A 15,722-nucleotide genomic window follows, 5' to 3' on the forward strand; every position below is an offset into this window, starting at 1 on the left:
GCCCCCCCTCCCCCCCCCCCCACCCCCCCCCCCCCACCCCCCCCCCCCCCCCCCCCCCCCCCCCCCTCCCCCCCCCCTCCCCCCCTCCCCCCCCCCCCCCCCCCCCCCCCGCGCCGGTACGGATCACGCCCGACCCCCGCCCGCTCGGCAGCCCCGATCCCACGACAGGGCCCCTGGCCCGCACGGAACCCGCACCCCCGTACGGAAACCGCCCGCCTGGGACAATGACCCCGTGAGCCACACCCCGGAGGACCCGCCAACCGCCCCAGAAGAGGCCCCCGCCCCCGAAGCGGTCCCCGTGATCCGCCCCGTGGACTTCGGGGAAGCCCGGCTGATGCCGGACGTGGACCGGCCACGGGGCTGGCTGTTGACGGTGGACGGGGCACCGCAGTCGTATGTGGACCTGGACGATCCGGAGTGCCTGGAGTTCGAGTACGTGCGGCGGATCGCGTACGCGCTGGAGGCCGGGAGCGCGCCGGGGGGGCCGGTGGCGGCCGTGCATCTCGGGGGCGGCGGGATGACGGTGCCGCGGTGGCTGACGTGGGCGCGGCCGGGGTCGCGGCAGGACGTCGTCGAGGCCGACCGGCGGCTGGCCGCGCTGGTCGCCGAGCATCTGCCGCTGGCCGACCCCGCGTCGGTGACGGTGCACACGGCGGACGCGCGCGCGTGGCTGGCCACGGCGGCCGAGGCGAGCGCGGACGCGGTCGTGGCGGACGTCTTCGGCGGCGCGCGCGTGCCCGCGCACCTGACGCCGGTGGAGTTCGTACGCGCCGCGCGCCGCGTCCTGCGCCCCGGCGGCGTCTACGTCGCGAACGTCGCCGACGCGGCCCCCTTCGCCTTCCTGCGGTCCCAACTGGCCACGGTCCGCGCCGTGTTCCCCGCCCCCGCCGAGATCTGCCTGCTCGCCGAGCCGGGCGTGCTGCGCGGCCGTCGCTTCGGCAACGCGGTGCTCGTGGCCAGCGCCGCGCCGCTCCCGGTGGACGCGCTCGCCCGGCTGTGCGCCGCCGACGCCTTCCCCGCCCGCGTGGTGCACGGCGCCGCGCTCGACCGTTTCACCGGCCGCGCCCGCCCGGTCTACGACACGTCGGCCGCGCCCTCGCCGACCCCGCCGGACGGCGCCTTCACCGTCGGCTGAGCGGGAACGGCGTCCGGGTGCGCCACGGTGCTGCCCGCCACCACCCCGTGCCCGCCGCCCGTACGCCGTTCCAGCCGTCGTACGTCCGGCAGCGTCAGCACGGCGCCCGTCAGCAGCACGACCACCGCGGAGCAGCCCCACAGTGCCTGCGTACGGCCGAAGAGGCTGGCGGCGGGACCGGCGAGGGCCAGGGCGATCGGTGTCACGGCCACCGAGCCGAACCAGTCGTACGCCGACACGCGTGACATCTTGTCCTCGGCGATCTCCTGGTGCAGCGCGAGCATCCAGCCGACCGCGAAGACCTCGATGGCCACGCCCGTGATGAACATGGCGAGCGCCAGGATCCACAGCGGGGAGGCGAGGGCGAGCGTGGCGCTCGGCAGGGCCAGGGGGAAGACGCCGAGGGCGCCCGCGAGCAGCATGCGGCGCGGTTTCCAGCGCATCATCAGCAGGCCGCCGCCGACCGTGCCGACACCGAAGGCGGCCATGGCCAGGCCCCAGGGTCCCGCGCCGCCGAGATGGTCGCGGGCGACCAGCGGCCCGTACACCGCTTCGGCCGCGCCGACCACCGCGTTGACCACGGCGAACTGCACGACGATGCCCCACAGCCAGGAACGGGAGACGAACTCCCGCCAGCCCTCGCGCAGATCGCCGACGATGCCGGACGCCCGCGCCGGGCGGTCGCCCGCGGCGACGTGCAGCCGGGAGCGCATCGCGGCAGCGGCGGCGAAACCCAGCGCGTCGATCGCCAGCACCCAGCCGGGCCCGAACGCGGCGACGAGCGCGCCGCCGACGGCCGCGCCGCCGATGGTCGCGCCGTTCATCGACATCCGGAAGACGGCGAAGGCCTTGCCCGCGTGCGCGGACTCGACCGTGGAGAGCACCATGCCCTCGGAGGCGGGGGAGAAGAAGGCGTGCGCGCCGCCGCCGACCGCGGTCAGCAGCGCCATCTGCCACAGCGCGGCGTGCCCGGCCAGGACGAGCACCGCGAAGGCGGCCTGCGAGAGCGCGTTGACGAGGTTGGCCGTCACCATCACCCGCTGACGCGGGATACGGTCCGCGACCGCGCCGCCGATCAGCAGGAAGACCACCATGGCCAGGGTCCTGGCGGCGGCCACCAGACCGACGCCGGTGGCGCTGCCGCCGGACTCGATGACGGCGTAGGCGGCGGCGATGAGCGCGCCGGAGTTGCCGAGGTTGGTGATGAACGAGGCGGTGACCAGCAGTTGGAAATTCCGTCCGGCCCAGGACGGGAGGCGGCTCCTGGGGTCCCGAGAACGCGGACCGGGCGGGCGGGCGTCGGAGGGGCCGCCGCTGCGGGCCGTGTCGTTCGAGGTCACCCGGGGGACTATGCCCGCAGTCCGTTTCCTCTCGCAAACGGATTCCGGCCGGTCCGGGAGCGGCGGGCACCCGCCGCCCGCCGCTCCTCGCTCGCTCCCCGCCGCTCCTCGCTCGCTCCCCGCCGCTCCTTGCTACTTCTTCAGCGGCCGGATCGTGCTCTTGATCTTGTCGATCACCGAATCCGAGAGCTGGTCGGGCACCCTGCGGTCGGCGTAGAGCACCCACACCACGAGCTTCTTGGCGGCGTCCGTCTGCGTCGGGTCGCTCCAGGCGACGGTGTACGCGGCACCGTCCGCCGAGCACTTGCTGCTCTTCGGGATGTTGGCGGCGGTGGCCGACGCCTGCCAGCCCGAGATGCCGTGCGCGTTGTGGAACGCCTTGCTGTTCTGCACCTTGGAGAAGGTGCCCTTGCCGTTGTCCTGATAGGCCCAGTACGCCCACGACACGGCCTGCACCTCGGCGGCGTTGCGTACGCTCTTCGCCCCGTTGGCGCCCTTGGTGCCCACGGCGGCGCGGTCGGCGCTGCTGTTGCCGTTCTTGCACCAGTCCTTCTTGTAGTACGCGGGCGCGCTCATCGCGACGGCCGGGTCGCCGTTCTTGTCCTCGAAGCCGATCGTCATGCCCTCGCTGTCGACCGACCAGTCCGGCGGTACGTCGAAGGCGACATTGCGCTCGCTGCGGATGACGACCTTCCAGCCTGGAATGACCGGCTTGACGTCGAGCGCCGCCGGGTCGCCGCGCGGCGAGTCGCCCGTGTCGGCGTTGCCGCCCGTGGCGGTGGAGGTGGGCGCGGTGGTGGACGGCGTGCCCGTGGGCGACTGCGGCGCCGACGCGGTCGGACTCCCGTCCTTCGCGTCCGTCTTCTTCTTGTCGTCACCGGTGAGGTAGACCGCGCCGACGACGACCGCGGCGATCACCGCGACAGCGGCGGTGATCGCGATGCCGACCGTCAGCCCCTTGCGGTCGCGCTGCGGCGGCTGGCCACCAGGGCCGCCGGGACCGCCGGGACCGCCGGGCACGGGCGGGCCCCAGTTCTGCGGAGTCGGGTAGCCGCCGGGCGGCTGCTGCCCGTAGCCGGGCTGGCTGTACGGGGACGGGGTGCCGTAACCGGGCTGCCCGTACGGCTGGGTGGGCGCCGCGGACTGGTTCGGCGGCGCGGCCTGGCCAGGTCCCGAGGGCGGCTGGCCGTAGGGCGGGGCCGGCGGATGCTCCGGCGGCTTCTGGAAGTTCGGCGGACCGGACTGGGCGGGCTGGTTCGGTTGCTGCTGGTAGCCCGGCTGAGCGTACGGCGAGGGCGTGTCGTAAGGCGTCGGCCGGCCGTACGGCCCCGGCGGATTCGGCGGGGGGGCGCCCTGCGGGTTCTGCTCTCCCCCGTTGTGCTGTTCTCCTGGCCACATGGCTGGAAACACTAGGGGAGTGGGCCCGACGGTTCCACGCCGGATACCGCTACTGGCTGGTAACATCGCGCCATGTCCGAGACCTTGCCTTCCATTGGCGACATGATGGCGGCCACCGTGCCGATGGCCCGCACCCTCAACCTCGAGTACATCGAGACCACGGCGGAGCGCGCCGTCGTGCTGCTGCCCGACCAGCCCGACTTCCACAACCACGTCGGCGGTCCGCACGCGGGCGCGATGTTCACCCTCGCCGAGTCCGCGAGCGGCGCGATCGTGCTCGCCGCCTTCGGCGACCAGCTCGGCCGGGCCGTGCCGCTCGCCGTCCGCGCCGAGATCGCCTACAGCAAGCTGGCGATGGGCCCGGTGACGGCCACCGCCGAACTGGGGCGGCCCGCCGCCGACGTGGTCGCCGAGTTGGACGCGGGGGAGCGCCCCGAGTTCCCCGTCGAGATCTCCATCAGCAGGGAGGACGGCGCCGAGACCGCGCACATGACGGTGGTGTGGACGCTCCGGCCGAACCGCTGAACCGGGCACTTCACGCCGGTCGCGGAGCGCCGCCCCGGACGGCCCGCCGATCGGCTTGTTTGACTCGCTCTTGACCGGACTTTCGCGGCGATCGGTCCGTTAGGCTTCGGCGGTGTGCGCCGCGTGCGCGCAACCCACCGTTGTCCAGGGGAGGAACCCCGCTGTGCACGTCCAGGAGTGGCTCGACGGCATCCCGCCGATCCTCGTCTATCTGATGGTCGGTCTGGTCGTCGGCGTCGAGAGCCTGGGCATCCCGCTGCCCGGCGAGATCGTCCTGATGAGCGCCGCGCTGCTGTCCTCGCAAGGGCACGTCAACCCCTGGCTGGTCGGCACCGCCGCCATCATCGGCGCGGTCGGCGGCGACTCCATCGGCTACTCGATCGGGCACCGCGGCGGCCAACCGCTGCTCGACCGGCTCGGCCGCAGATTCCCCAAACACTTCTCACCCGGCCATGTGGCCACCGCGGAACGCTCGTTCCAGCGCTGGGGCATGTGGGCGGTCTTCTTCGGCCGCTTCGTGGCCCTGCTGCGGATCTTCGCCGGGCCGCTGGCCGGTGTGCTCAAGATGCCGTACTGGAAATTCCTGATCGCGAACCTGCTCGGCGGCATCGTCTGGGCGGGCGGCACCACCGCGGTCATCTATTACGTGGGTGTGGTCGCCGAACCCTGGCTGAAGAGGTTCGGCTACTTCGGACTCGCCGCGGCCGTGCTCTTCGGCATCGCCTCGTTCCTCTTCGTGAGGCGGCGCGCCGCCAAGGCGCAGGCGGAGTTCGAGCAGCAGGAGGCACCGGCGGCACCCGGTGTCGCGGTGGCGCAGGGCGAGTAGGCCATACGACACTGCGCGAACGGCGGGCCCTAAATCTCCGGGCCCGCCGTCCGCGCATCGGCCGTCAGCCCCGCCACTCGCGGTGCGCGTCCGCCGTCAGCCCAGCGACTCCCGGTGCGCGTCCGCCAGCGCCACGTAATGCTCGGCGTTCAGCCGTACCGTCGCCTTCTCCTCCTCGGTCAGCTCCCTGCGCACCTTCGCGGGCACGCCCGCCACCAGTGATCCCGGCGGCACCCGCATCCCCTGCGGGACCAGCGCCGCCGCCGCGATCAGCGAACCGGTGCCGATGTGCGCGCCGTTGAGCACCGTGGCGCCCATCCCGACCAGGACGTCGTCCTCGATCACACAGCCGTGCAGGACGGCGTTGTGCCCGACCGTGACGCCCTCGCCGACGACGGCGGGGAAGCCGGGGTCGGCGTGCACCGTGCAGTTGTCCTGGATGTTGGAGCCCGCGCCGACCGTGATCGACTCGCAGTCGCCGCGCAGCACCGCGTGGTACCAGACGCTCGCGCCCGCGCCCAGCGTGACGTCCCCGAGCACCACCGAGCCGGGAGCGGTGAACGCGGTCGGGTCGATCTCCGGTGCGCGGCCCAGAATGTCCGCGATCAGCGGTACGGGGACGCCGCCGCCCGCCGTGCGCCCGCCCTCCGCGCCTGCCGCGCCCGCGCTCCGCGTAACCGCCGGGTCCGTCATGCCCACCGCCCTCGTCGTCGGTCCTGTGGTCTCCACCCGGCACCGTATACGGTGGGCCCGTGCCGAAGAACGAGAACGTGTTCTCCTCCGCGACCGCCGCCGCCACGGCCTGGCGTCGCCGCGTCGGATCGCGGATGGTGCACCGCGGCTGGCGCTGGGTGCAGAACGCGGGCGCGGTCACCGCCGCGCGCCCGGGACCGCTGCGCTTCGGCCGGATCGGCGAGGGCACCCGGCTCGCCTTCCCGCAGGGCACCGTCTTCGGCGAGCCGTGGATCCACCTCGGCGACCACTGCGTCATCGGCGAGCAGGTCACCCTCACCGCCGGGATGATGCCGGGCCTCGACCTCGGGCCCGACCCCGTCCTGCGCCTCGGCAACGGCGTCGTCCTCGGCCGCGGCAGCCACGTCGTCGCGTCCGTACCGGTGGTTTTCGGCAACGACGTCTACTGCGGCCCGTACGTCTACGTCACCAGCGACAACCACTCGTACGACGACACGACCCAGCCCGTCGGCAAGCAGTGGCCGCGCACCGCGCCGGTCGAGATCGGCAGCGGGAGCTGGCTCGGCTCGGGGTGCGTGATCCTGCCCGGCGCGCGGCTCGGCCGCAATGTGGTCGTGGCGGCGGGCGCCGTGGTCCGCGGCGAGGTGCCCGACTTCGCGGTGGTCGCCGGAGCGCCGGCCCGGATCGTACGGCGCTGGGACCCGGACACCGGCTGGCAGCCGCCCCTGCGCACCCCGCCGCCGCTGCCAGTCCCCGAGGGCGTCACCCCCGAGCAACTGCTGGCGCTGGCCGATCTGGAGGACCGGCCCTGAGCGCCCGGCCCCGGCGCTCGCCCTGAATCTCCGCCGCCGTGCGGGCATTTGTTACGTTGCCCGTATGCGCGCACCGATCGGCAACTTCGACGAAGCCCACCCCGCCACCGAGCGCCGCGACCTGCTCCCGCCGCCGGTCGCCGCCGCCGTGACACCCGACATGCTCTACGTCGACACGGACCCGGAGAAGGCCGACACCGCCGTCTTCGTCGAGACCTACGGCGACGACCTGCTGACCGCCTCGGCGAACTGCGTGGTCGTCGCGGGCAAGCGCGGCCAGGACGTCACGCTCGCCGCGTGCCTGGTGCTCTCCACCACCCGCGTCGACGTCAACGGCGCGGTCCGCCGCCACCTGGGCTCGCGCAAGGCGTCGTTCGCGCCGATGGACACCGCCGTGGGCGAGACGGGCATGGAGTACGGCGGCATCACCCCCGTCGGTCTGCCCGCCGACTGGCCGCTGCTCGTCGACGCGGCCGTCGTGGAGGCGCCGCACCTGGTCATCGGCAGCGGCGCGCGCCGCGGCAAGCTCATCGTGTCGGGCAAGGCGCTGGCCGCGCTGCCCGGAGCGGTCGTCCTCGAAGGACTCGGCATCTGACGACGCGGGGCCACCGGGCCGCGGAGCCGCAGGTCACGAGCGGTCCTCCAGCCTGCGGTGCAGGGCCCTGCCGCCCGCCACCACGGCCGTACCGACCGCCACACCGGCCAGCACGGCGAAGATCTTCCACGCCCCGGACAGCACACCCATCAGCGCCACGAGCACGACCAGACCGAGGACGAAAGCCAGCACCGGCAGCGCGTAGTACCAGAGCTGCGCATACGTCCGCTCGTCGAGTCCGAACGGCGGCGGCGGAGCTTTGCGTCCCATACCCCCACCGTAAACCCACAGGTCAGGGCAGGCGCGGGATCTCGATCGCCGGGCAGCGGTCCATCACCATCTCCAGGCCGGCCGCCCGGGTGCGCTCGTACGCCGCCTCGTCGATCACGTCGAGCTGGAACCACACCGCCTTCGCGCCCACGGCCACCGCGTCGTCCGCGACCCCACCCGCGAGCGAGGAGTTCACGAACACGTCGACCACGTCGACCGGGAACGGGATGTCGGCCAGCGAGGCGTACCCCTGCTCGCCGTGCACGGTCTCGGCCTTCGGGTGCACCGGCACGACCCGCTTGCCGAACCGCTGGAGCACGCCCGCGACTCCGTAGGCGGCCCGTGAGGTGTTGTTCGACAGCCCCACCACCGCCCAGGTGTCCCCGGTACCGGTCAGGATCTTCCGCACCGTCTCCGCGTCGCCGTACACGCCGTCCTCCAGCCGCTCGCCGTCACATCGTCCACGTACTGCCGTCGTGCCTGGTCAAACACGCCTCCCGCGCCCGCCATTCCCGGTCGCGGCCCGTAGGCTGACCGGATGGTGGACCGGTATCTGACGGTGGCGCGGGCGGGGGTCTGCGAGAGCGAGATCAAGCGCTCGCGGTTCCTGTGCGCGCTCGCGCCCGTGGCGAGCGAGGAGGCGGCGCAGGACTTCATCGCCCGCGTCCGCAAGGAGCACGCCGGGGCCAGCCACAACTGCTTCGCGTACGTCATCGGCCCCGAGGGGCGGCTGCACCGGGCCAGTGACGACGGGGAGCCGGGCGGGACGGCGGGCACACCGATGCTCCAGGCGCTGCTGGGCCGCGAGGTCCGGGACACGGCGGCCGTCGTGACGCGGTACTACGGCGGTGTCCAGCTCGGGGCGGGCGGACTGGCCCGCGCGTACGGGGGCGCCGTCACCGCCGCGCTGGACGAGATCGGCACGGTCGAGCGGCGGCGGCTCGTCCTGGTCACGGTCACCGTGGACCACCAGCGGGCCGGGCGGCTGGAGAACGAGCTGCGCGCCGCCGGACACGCCATCCGCGGTGTCGCGTACGCCGCCGCCGTGACCATCGACCTGGGCGTACCGCAGGCGGATCTCCCCGGCTTCCGTTCCTGGCTGGCGGACGCCACATCGGGCGCCGCCGAGGTGACGGTGGGCGGAAGCGCGTATGTGACCGTGACGCCCTAGGACATGTCCGACTTTACGGACAAGCCCTAGCGCCCTCGGGCGCGCTCCGCGAGGTCGGTGCGCAGGCGGGTGAGGCGGTCGATCTCGGCGTCCAGGAGGGCGAGCCGGCGGTCGACGACGTCGGCGAAGGAGCCGGACCGGTCGGCGGAACCGTCGCAGGGGGCGGGCGGGTCGGCCGCCAGGAGGTGGAGGCGGTGGGCGCGGCTGCGCAGATCCTCGACGGTCAGGCCGAGGGCGAGCAGCTCACGGATCACGCGCAGCCGGGCGACCTCGGCGGGACCGTAGTCGCGCTGGCCGGAGCCGGTGCGGGCCGGTGGCGGCAGCAGGCCGCGCTGCTCGTAGAAGCGCAGTGCGCGCGGGGTGGTTCCGGCGGCTGCCGCCGCTTCGCCGATCCGCATCCGTCCCCCCGACGGTCCTCGTACCGCTAGCCCATCCCTACTCCAGCTCCACTATCGCAGCCCCGAAGTGCCGCCCGCCGATCAGATCCGGCAGCGCCTCGGGCGCGCGATCGATGCCGGTGACCGTCGTGTACGGGAAGCGGATCTCGCCCGAGCGCAGCCAGCCGCCGAAGCGCGAGGTCCACTCCGCCTCGACCTCCGGGTGGTCGGTACCGCTGTAGCCGCGCAGGGACAGGCCCTTGACGACGAGCCGGTACGAGTCGATCTCGACGGGAGCGCTGCCGCCCGCCCGGTCCGCGGAGAGCTGCCCGGACAGCGCGCCGATCAGCGCGAAGCGCGCGCCCTGGTTGGCCGCGCCGAGAGCCGCGGCCAACTGCTCGCCGCCGACGGTGTCCAGCACCACGTCCACACCGCCGGGCGCCGCCTCGGCGAGCTGACGCGCGAACGGCCCGGAGCCGCGCAACACGACCGCGTCGTAGCCGAGTTCGGAGCGCAGCCGGTCGGCCTTCCACGGCGAGCCCGTACTGCCGATCACCCGGGCCGCGCCCAGCAGCCTGGCGACCTGCCCGGCCAGTGTGCCGACCGCCCCCGCCGCGCCCGTGACGAAGACGGTGTCGCCCGCCCGCACCTGGGCCAGCCGGGTAAGCGCGCCGTACGCGGAGGAACCCTGGGCGAGATACGCCACCGGGTCGGGCAGCGTGTCGTCCAGCACGGCGCACTGGGCGGCGGGCACCAGCGCGTACTCGCGCCAGCCGAGCAGGTGCAGCACCGTGTCACCGGGACGCGGCCCGTCGCCGTCGGGCGCGGCGACCACCTCGCCGACGGCGGGCCCGAAGAGCGTGTCGCCGTGGCGCAGCGGCGGCAGCGGGACGCCGTCGCTCTCACCGCCGAGCAGGGTGCGCAGGCCGGGGAAGACGAGGAAGTGCCGGTTGCGGACGAGGACTTGGCCGGGGCCAGGCTCCGGGAGCGGCGTCTGCACGACGGCGAAGTCCCCGGGCGAGGGCAGTCCTCGGGGGACGGCGACGATCCGCACTTCGCGGCTGGTGCGGGGCAGGACAGAGGGGCTTGCCTGAGGGGTTACCGGTGGCGTTGCGGACATGGACGGGTCTCCTGAGGACGCGCGGATTCAGGGCGGCGGTGTGGTGCGGTGCCGTCGGCCGGGGCGCGGTGACGCTAATCCCTGACCCGCGCGTCAGGGTCAAGCGGTGTGCCCTTTTAGGGGAGTTGCTGGCGAATTACAGGGTCTTACACCAGTTTCCTGGCTTTCCGGTGACCTGATCAGCGATCTCCACCGCCTGCCGGGCGGCGACCTTCTACACTCCATGACCACCGCCGGTGAGCCACGGCGCACGGGCCGCGAGCCCGGATGAGAAGATCGCAGCGGTACGGATCGGGCGCCGGAAGCGGCGCGGCACAGGTGCCCGCGGAAGCCAGTCGAAGTCGTCTGACGCCCGCGGGAGTCGAGGAACGGCGAGGGTGAGCGTGCGGGTCGGAGCGGTCGCGTGAGATTTCTGCACACCTCGGACTGGCACCTGGGACGCTCCTTCCACCGCGTCAGCCTGCTCGACGCCCAGCGCGCCTTCCTCGACCACCTCGTGGACACCGTCCGCGCCGAACGCGTGGACGCCGTCCTCGTCGCCGGGGACGTCTACGACCGCGCGGTCCCGCCGCTGTCCGCCGTCGAACTCTTCGACGACGTACTGCACCGGCTCGCCGACCTGGACGTGCCCACCGTCATGATCTCCGGCAACCACGACTCGGCCCGGCGGCTCGGCGTCGGCGCCCGCGTCATGGGCCGCTCCGGCATCCACCTGCGCACCGACCCGGCGAGCTGCCACCGGCCCATCGTGCTCACCGACGAACACGGCGACGTCGCCGTCTACGGGCTGCCGTACCTCGAACCGGCCCTGGCCCGCGAGGAGTTCGCCGCCGACCGGGCCGACCACACGGCGGTGCTCGGCGCCGCCATGGACCGGATCCGCGCCGACCTCGCCGAGCGCCCCGCGGGCACGCGCAGCGTCGTGCTCGCGCACGCCTTCGTCACCGGCGCCGCGCCCTGCGCCAGCGAGCGCGACATCACCGCGGGCGGCGTCGAGGCCGTACCCGCCGAGGTCTTCGACGGCGTCGACTACGTGGCACTCGGCCACCTGCACGGCTGCCAGACCCTCACCGAGCGCGACGCGACGGGCGAGCCCCTGGCCGAAGGCCAGGGGAGGATCCGCTACTCCGGCTCGCCGCTCGCGTACTCCTTCTCCGAGGAGCACCACCGCAAGAGCATGTGGCTGGTCGGCCTCGGCCCCGAAGGCGCCATCGACGCCGAACGGGTCGACACGCCCGTGCCGCGCGCGCTCGCCCGGATCCGCGGACGTCTCGACGACCTGATCGCCGACCCGGCGCTCGACCGGCACGAGGACGCCTGGGTGGAGGCCACCCTCACCGACCCCTTCCGCCCGCACGAGCCGATGGCCGCGCTCGCGAAACGCTTCCCGCACGTCCTCAGCCTCGCCTTCGAGCCCGAGACCGGTGACGACGACCCGCTCGCCTCGTACGCCAGGCGGCTGCGCGGGCGCAGCGACCAGCAGATCGCCGAGGACTTCGTCGCCCACGTCCGCGGCTCCGCGCCCGCCGCGCACGAGAGCGCCACGCTGAGCGCGGCCTTCGACGCGGTACGGGCGGACACCGTACGGACGGAACGCGCCTGATGCGACTGCACCGCCTCGAACTCACCGCCTTCGGCCCCTTCGCGGCCACCCAGCGCGTCGACTTCGACGAACTCTCCGCCGCCGGGCTCTTCCTCCTGCACGGCCCCACCGGCTCCGGTAAGACCTCCGTCCTGGACGGCGTCTGTTACGCCCTCTACGGCCAGGTGCCCGGCGCCCGGCCGGTGACGCGGCTGCGCAGCGACCACGCGGCGGCGGGCACCGCCACCGAGGTCGTCCTCGAACTGACCGTCGGGACACGGCGGTTGGAGATCACCCGGCGGCCCGAGCAGCCGCGGGCGAAGAAGCGCGGCACCGGCACCACCATGGACAAGGCCGTCACGCTGCTGCGCGAGCACAAGGACGGCGGATGGCAGGCGCTGTCCAAGTCGCACCAGGAGATCGGCGAGGAGATCAAGCAGCTCGTCGGCATGAGCTGCGAGCAGTTCTGCCAGGTCGTGCTGCTGCCGCAGGGCGAATTCGCCACCTTCCTGCGCGCGAGCGCCACCGAAAGGACCGCACTGCTCGGACGGCTCTTCGACACGCGCCGTTTCAAGGCCGTCGAGCACTGGCTGCGCGACCGCAAGCAGGACGCGGCCGGGCGGCTCGCCGCCGGTGACAAGGGGCTGGTCCACCTCGCCGAGCGGATGCGCCAGGCCGCGGGCGGCCTGGCGGCCGGGGCCGTTGCTGACGGAGCGCCGGACGAAGGCCCTTCGCCCGAAGGGCTGTTGGAGTGGGCCGCGGTCCTGCGCTGCGACGCCCGCGAGGCCGCCACGATCGCCGCGCAGGCCCTGCGGCACGCCGAGGCCGCCCACCACGCCGCCGCCACCGGCTTCGACGCCGCCCGCGACCTCTCCGCCCTCCAGTCCCGGCACGCCGAGGCCCGCCGCCGCGCCGCCGCCCTCGACGGTGAGCGCGACCACCGCGCCGCCGCCCGCGACCGCCTGGCCCGCGCCCACCGCGCCGCGACCGTCGAACCCGCCCTCGCCCTGCGCGACAAGGCCGCCCTCCAACACCGCGAAGCCGTCGCCCTCGAACACCGCGTCCTCACGGACCTGACGACCGCGGGCGAACAGCCCCCGACGCCCGCCGTACCGCACCACCGATCCCCGGTGGAGACGCCCGCCCGGCAGGCGGCCGGTCCACTGGCGGCCGACGCGCCGGGCCCCCGACCGGCTTCCGCCCCGGCCGAGCCCGGCCGGTCCTCGGACGGCCAAGGCACCGGGCCCGGTGGCCAGTTGCCGCTCGGCGGGCCCGGCGAGCAGCGGTCGGCCGGTGGGCCCGCCGATCGGGCGTCGATCGGGTACGGCGAAGAGCGGACCGTCAGGCCGACCGAGGTCAGGTCCGTGGACCGTCAGGACGTCAGGCTCGGCGAGCAACGGAAGGCCGACCGGGGCGAGGTGGCACCCGAATCCGCCTCCGTGTCGCCCAACAGCCCGGCGGAGCACGGGTCTTGGCGCGCCGAGGCGCTGGCGGGACGCGCGGGGGAGCTGCGGGAGGAGCTGGGCGGCCTCGCCCGGGCCGGAGAGGCCGAGCAGCGCGTGCGGGAGATCGCCGAGCGGCGCGCGGCGCTCGACCGGGAGGAGCGCGCGGACGAGGGAGCCGTACGCGAGGCCGACGGATGGCTGGAGGAGTGGCCGTCGCTGCGCACCGCCTTGCAGACCAGGGCGGACGGCGCGGCCGAGGCCGCGACCAGGGCTGCGGGCCTGGCGGCTGAGCTGGAGACCGCGCGCCGCCGCAGGGACGCGGCGGACCAACGCGACCGGCTGGCGCAGGAGTTGACGCGGGCTCAGGACCGGGCGCGGGACGCGCGGGACACGGCGGCACGGGCCAGGGAGACGTGGCAGGACCTGCGGGAGGCCAGGATCGACGGCATCGCCGCCGAATTGGCCGAGCAGTTGGCGGACGGCGAGCCCTGCCGGGTGTGCGGCTCGCCGGAACACCCCGCCCCCGCGCGGCCCGCCGCGCAGCAGGTCACCCGCGCCGACGAGGACGCGGCCGGCGCCGCCTACGAACGCGCCACGGCCGGGCACGAGTCGGCGCGTGCCGAAGCCGACCGGATCGGGGCCGCGTGGGAGGCCGCCGCCGCCACGGCGGGGGACGAGCCGCTGGCCCGGCTGACCGCCGCCTGCGCCGTACTGGAGGCCGAACACTCCTCCACCGCACGCGCGGCGGCCGACGTGTCCGAGGCGCGCCGGGCGCTGGAGCGCGCGGAACAGGAGCGCGACCGCCGCACGGCGCAGCGGCACGAGGCACAGAGCAGGACCGACGTACGCACCTCGCGGCGGGAGGAACTGGACGCGCAGCAGCGCCGGTTGAGCGCCGAGTTGGCCCAGGCGCGGGCCGGGTACGCGAGCGTCGCGGACCGGCGGGCCCGGCTGTCGGCGCGGATCGCGCTGCTCGACCGGGCGGCGCACGCCGTACGCGACCGGAGCGACAGCCGGCAGCGGCTCGCGGAGGCCGACACGGCGCTCGCGGAGGCCGCGACCCGCGCCGGTTTCGCGGCCCCCGCCGACGCCGAGGCCGCGCTACTCGACCCGGAACGGCTGTGGCGCGCCGAGCGCGAGGCCGAAGCGTGGGCCAAGGAGGAGGCCGCCGTCGAAGCGGACCTCGCCGCGCCCGAACCCGCCGCCGCGGCCCAACTGCCGCCCGCGGAACCGGCAGCCGCGCAGGCCGCACTCGCCGCCGCGACCGACCGGCTGCGCGCCGCATCGGCCGCCGAGTCCGCCGCCGCGACCCGCCGCGCCGAACTCGACCGGCTGTCCGCGCAGGCCGCCACCCGTACCAGGGAACTCGCCCCGGCCCGCGCGGAGTTCGACGCCATCGCCCGGCTCTCCGACCTCGCCTCCGCCACCACCGCGGAGAACCGCTACCGGATGGAGCTGGAGACGTACGTGCTGGCGGCGCGGCTGGAACAGGTCGCCGCCGCGGCGGCCGTACGCCTCCAGCGCATGTCCTCGGGCCGCTACACCCTCGTGCACACCGACGCGCGCGGCGGCGGCCGGGCCAAGTCGGGGCTCGGCCTGATGGTGGTCGACGCCTGGACCGGCACCGAACGCGACACCGCGACGCTCTCCGGCGGCGAGACCTTCTTCGCGTCGCTGGCCCTCGCGCTCGGCCTCGCCGATGTCGTGACCGACGAGGCGGGCGGTGCCCGCCTCGACACCCTCTTCATCGACGAGGGCTTCGGCAGCCTCGACGACCAGACCCTCGACGAAGTGCTCGACGTCCTCGACGGCCTGCGGGAACGCGACCGCGCGGTGGGCATCGTCAGCCACGTCGCCGACCTGCGGCACCGCATCCCGGCCCAACTGCGGGTCGTCAAGGGCAGGGACGGATCGAGCGTGCGGATGCGGACCGGGGCACCGGCCGCCGCCGGAGGCGGGCCGGTCAGAGCGTGAGGGGGCGCCGCTCCAGCGGTGAGGAGTAGACGATGCTGGTCGTGACCGCGCCGAGCCCGGCGATCCGCCCGGTGGTCTCCTCCAGATGCCGCATGGACCGCGCCGCGACCTTCATCACGAAGCAGTCGTCCCCCGTCACGTGATGCGCCTCGAGCACCTCGGGGGTGGTCGCCAGCATGTCGTGGAACGGCCGGTAATTGCCGGTCGGATAGCGCAGCCGGACCATCGCGAGGATCGGCAGCCCGATCCGGTCGTGGTCGATCACCGCCGAATATCCGGTGATCACCCCGGCCTCCTCCAGGCGCCTGACCCGCTCCGTGACGGCGCTCGGCGACATCGAGACGGTACGGGCCAGCTCGGCGTAACTGGCCCGGCCGTCGCGTTGCAGGGCCTCCAGCAGCCGCCAGTCGGTCGGGTCGAGGGAATAAGCGGTCATGCACGAGGGATAGCAGGGGAAAG

At 74.4% G+C, this 15,722-nt stretch carries 16 protein-coding genes; 8 read left to right on the forward strand and 8 right to left on the reverse strand.

Going from position 1 to position 15,722, the window contains the following annotated elements:
- Nucleotides 1–334: 334 nt before the first annotated feature.
- Nucleotides 335–1,135: a spermidine synthase gene (locus ACZ4EF_RS12380; protein ID WP_467504445.1), complete on the forward strand. Its 801-nt coding sequence runs from the start codon at nt 335–337 to the stop codon at nt 1,133–1,135.
- On the opposite strand, the gene ACZ4EF_RS12385 is transcribed toward ACZ4EF_RS12380, so the two are convergent.
- Entirely contained in the window at nt 1,075–2,475 is a 1,401-nt protein-coding gene (locus ACZ4EF_RS12385) for an MFS transporter (protein ID WP_467504183.1), read from the reverse strand. The two genes, ACZ4EF_RS12380 and ACZ4EF_RS12385, sit on opposite strands and share 61 nt — an antisense overlap.
- Before the next feature lie 132 nt (nt 2,476–2,607).
- Nucleotides 2,608–3,873, reverse strand: a complete 1,266-nt coding sequence (locus ACZ4EF_RS12390) for a DUF8017 domain-containing protein (RefSeq protein ID WP_467504185.1) — start codon at nt 3,871–3,873, stop codon at nt 2,608–2,610.
- A gap of 72 nt (nt 3,874–3,945) precedes the next feature.
- Between ACZ4EF_RS12390 and ACZ4EF_RS12395 the strand changes: the two genes are divergently transcribed.
- Nucleotides 3,946–4,398, forward strand: a complete 453-nt coding sequence (locus ACZ4EF_RS12395; RefSeq protein ID WP_355341307.1) for a DUF4442 domain-containing protein — start codon at nt 3,946–3,948, stop codon at nt 4,396–4,398.
- 163 nt (nt 4,399–4,561) lie between these two features.
- Nucleotides 4,562–5,224: a DedA family protein gene (locus ACZ4EF_RS12400; RefSeq protein WP_355341304.1), complete on the forward strand. Its 663-nt coding sequence runs from the start codon at nt 4,562–4,564 to the stop codon at nt 5,222–5,224.
- 96 nt (nt 5,225–5,320) lie between these two features.
- On the opposite strand, the gene ACZ4EF_RS12405 is transcribed toward ACZ4EF_RS12400, so the two are convergent.
- On the reverse strand, nt 5,321–5,833 hold the full coding sequence (locus tag ACZ4EF_RS12405) for a gamma carbonic anhydrase family protein (protein WP_355341366.1): 513 nt from the start codon (nt 5,831–5,833) through the stop codon (nt 5,321–5,323).
- 143 nt (nt 5,834–5,976) lie between these two features.
- Here ACZ4EF_RS12405 and ACZ4EF_RS12410 point away from each other — a divergent pair, with 143 nt between their 5' ends.
- The gene (locus ACZ4EF_RS12410) at nt 5,977–6,729 is read left to right on the forward strand and encodes an acyltransferase (RefSeq protein WP_355341301.1); all 753 of its coding nucleotides are present in this window, start codon (nt 5,977–5,979) and stop codon (nt 6,727–6,729) included.
- A gap of 64 nt (nt 6,730–6,793) precedes the next feature.
- Nucleotides 6,794–7,324 carry a YbaK/EbsC family protein gene (locus tag ACZ4EF_RS12415; RefSeq protein WP_355341298.1) on the forward strand — a complete coding sequence of 177 codons (531 nt, stop codon included), beginning with the start codon at nt 6,794–6,796 and terminating at the stop codon, nt 7,322–7,324.
- A gap of 33 nt (nt 7,325–7,357) precedes the next feature.
- Here ACZ4EF_RS12415 and ACZ4EF_RS12420 read toward each other — a convergent pair whose 3' ends face one another.
- Both ACZ4EF_RS12420 and ACZ4EF_RS12425 read right to left on the reverse strand, forming a co-directional pair.
- Complete coding sequence (locus ACZ4EF_RS12420; RefSeq protein ID WP_355341295.1) at nt 7,358–7,594, reverse strand: hypothetical protein; 237 nt, start codon at nt 7,592–7,594, stop codon at nt 7,358–7,360.
- Nucleotides 7,595–7,616: 22 nt separating this feature from the next.
- Entirely contained in the window at nt 7,617–8,024 is a 408-nt protein-coding gene (locus ACZ4EF_RS12425; protein ID WP_355341292.1) for a CoA-binding protein, read from the reverse strand.
- Between the two features lie 108 nt (nt 8,025–8,132).
- On the opposite strand from ACZ4EF_RS12425, the gene ACZ4EF_RS12430 reads away from it, so the two are divergent.
- Entirely contained in the window at nt 8,133–8,765 is a 633-nt protein-coding gene (locus ACZ4EF_RS12430) for a YigZ family protein (protein ID WP_391045207.1), read from the forward strand.
- Between the two features lie 26 nt (nt 8,766–8,791).
- Here the strand turns inward: ACZ4EF_RS12430 and ACZ4EF_RS12435 are convergent, their stop codons facing one another.
- Nucleotides 8,792–9,163 carry a MerR family transcriptional regulator gene (locus tag ACZ4EF_RS12435; RefSeq protein WP_467504188.1) on the reverse strand — a complete coding sequence of 124 codons (372 nt, stop codon included), beginning with the start codon at nt 9,161–9,163 and terminating at the stop codon, nt 8,792–8,794.
- A 37-nt stretch (nt 9,164–9,200) separates the two neighbouring features.
- A complete protein-coding gene (locus ACZ4EF_RS12440; protein ID WP_467504190.1) occupies nt 9,201–10,262 on the reverse strand; it encodes an MDR family NADP-dependent oxidoreductase in 1,062 nt (353 codons plus the stop codon).
- Between the two features lie 403 nt (nt 10,263–10,665).
- Here ACZ4EF_RS12440 and ACZ4EF_RS12445 point away from each other — a divergent pair, with 403 nt between their 5' ends.
- Both ACZ4EF_RS12445 and ACZ4EF_RS12450 read left to right on the forward strand, forming a co-directional pair.
- Complete coding sequence (locus ACZ4EF_RS12445) at nt 10,666–11,865, forward strand: exonuclease SbcCD subunit D (protein WP_467504192.1); 1,200 nt, start codon at nt 10,666–10,668, stop codon at nt 11,863–11,865.
- Nucleotides 11,865–15,263: an AAA family ATPase gene (locus ACZ4EF_RS12450; RefSeq protein ID WP_467504194.1), complete on the forward strand. Its 3,399-nt coding sequence runs from the start codon at nt 11,865–11,867 to the stop codon at nt 15,261–15,263. Before ACZ4EF_RS12445 ends, ACZ4EF_RS12450 begins: the two co-directional genes overlap by 1 nt.
- On the opposite strand, the gene ACZ4EF_RS12455 is transcribed toward ACZ4EF_RS12450, so the two are convergent.
- On the reverse strand, nt 15,253–15,699 hold the full coding sequence (locus ACZ4EF_RS12455; protein WP_355341274.1) for an Lrp/AsnC family transcriptional regulator: 447 nt from the start codon (nt 15,697–15,699) through the stop codon (nt 15,253–15,255). The two genes, ACZ4EF_RS12450 and ACZ4EF_RS12455, sit on opposite strands and share 11 nt — an antisense overlap.
- Nucleotides 15,700–15,722 lie beyond the last annotated feature (23 nt).

It is taken from the genome of Streptomyces sp. NPDC025721, assembly GCF_055558595.1.

What these genes read in the sequence shown, in the direction of transcription:
- ACZ4EF_RS12380 (WP_467504445.1), top strand. Translation starts at nt 335, where the DNA reads ATGCCGGACGTGGACCGGCCACGGGGCTGGCTGTTGACGGTGGACGGG.
- ACZ4EF_RS12390 (WP_467504185.1), bottom strand. Translation starts at nt 3,873, where the DNA reads ATGTGGCCAGGAGAACAGCACAACGGGGGAGAGCAGAACCCGCAGGGC.
- ACZ4EF_RS12395 (WP_355341307.1), top strand. Translation starts at nt 3,946, where the DNA reads ATGTCCGAGACCTTGCCTTCCATTGGCGACATGATGGCGGCCACCGTG.
- ACZ4EF_RS12415 (WP_355341298.1), top strand. Translation starts at nt 6,794, where the DNA reads ATGCGCGCACCGATCGGCAACTTCGACGAAGCCCACCCCGCCACCGAG.
- ACZ4EF_RS12420 (WP_355341295.1), bottom strand. Translation starts at nt 7,594, where the DNA reads ATGGGACGCAAAGCTCCGCCGCCGCCGTTCGGACTCGACGAGCGGACG.
- ACZ4EF_RS12430 (WP_391045207.1), top strand. Translation starts at nt 8,133, where the DNA reads ATGGTGGACCGGTATCTGACGGTGGCGCGGGCGGGGGTCTGCGAGAGC.
- ACZ4EF_RS12435 (WP_467504188.1), bottom strand. Translation starts at nt 9,163, where the DNA reads ATGCGGATCGGCGAAGCGGCGGCAGCCGCCGGAACCACCCCGCGCGCA.
- ACZ4EF_RS12440 (WP_467504190.1), bottom strand. Translation starts at nt 10,262, where the DNA reads ATGTCCGCAACGCCACCGGTAACCCCTCAGGCAAGCCCCTCTGTCCTG.
- ACZ4EF_RS12450 (WP_467504194.1), top strand. Translation starts at nt 11,865, where the DNA reads ATGCGACTGCACCGCCTCGAACTCACCGCCTTCGGCCCCTTCGCGGCC.
- ACZ4EF_RS12455 (WP_355341274.1), bottom strand. Translation starts at nt 15,699, where the DNA reads ATGACCGCTTATTCCCTCGACCCGACCGACTGGCGGCTGCTGGAGGCC.